Raw genomic sequence first — 506 nt, 5'->3', positions numbered from 1 at the left:
CCTGGCGGCCTTCGCCTTGTCGGCGACGACCGGGCCGAGCGAGCGATCCGGCACCACCACGGCGATGCCCTTGACGCCGTCGCCGACGTAAGTGTCGAAGGTGGTGACGGCGAGGTTAGCGTCGAACTGGACGTCCTGGACAAGCAGGTCGACGCCGAGCTCGGCGGCTTTGTCCTTGGCGCCTTTCACCTCGCGCACGAACCAGGGATGGTCGCCCATCTTGTTGATGTAGCCGAACTTCATCTTGTCCTGCGCGCCGGCGCCGTGGACCGTCAGCGCGACGGCAGCGGTCGCGGCCGCAACCAGGCATGCCCTGATCATTTTCATGGTTTTCCTCCCTGTCGATCCCGGGCCGGTGGGACGTGATCTGCTTTGAAGACGTTTTCCGGCGACCGGCCGCCGGTGCGAAACCTCATTCGTGGTAGAGAACCGAGCGCCCGCCATCGATGACGATGCAGGCCGCGTTGATGAACGGCGCCTCGTCGGAGCCGAGGAAGACGGCGGTC

The 506-nt window shown here is 65.6% G+C and carries 2 pseudogenes; both read right to left on the bottom strand.

Annotation, left to right across the window (positions count from 1 at the left end):
• A pseudogene (locus EOA38_RS38560) lies at positions 1-327 on the bottom strand (arabinose ABC transporter substrate-binding protein); the annotation flags it as partial.
• A gap of 85 nt (positions 328-412) precedes the next feature.
• A pseudogene (locus EOA38_RS40880) lies at positions 413-506 on the bottom strand (short-chain dehydrogenase); the annotation flags it as partial.

It is taken from the genome of Mesorhizobium sp. M1E.F.Ca.ET.041.01.1.1, from assembly GCF_003997355.1.
Taxonomy (GTDB): Bacteria; Pseudomonadota; Alphaproteobacteria; order Rhizobiales; family Rhizobiaceae; genus Mesorhizobium.
Note: the sequence above shows the minus strand (reverse complement) of the source record. Positions and strands in the feature narration are given on the sequence as shown.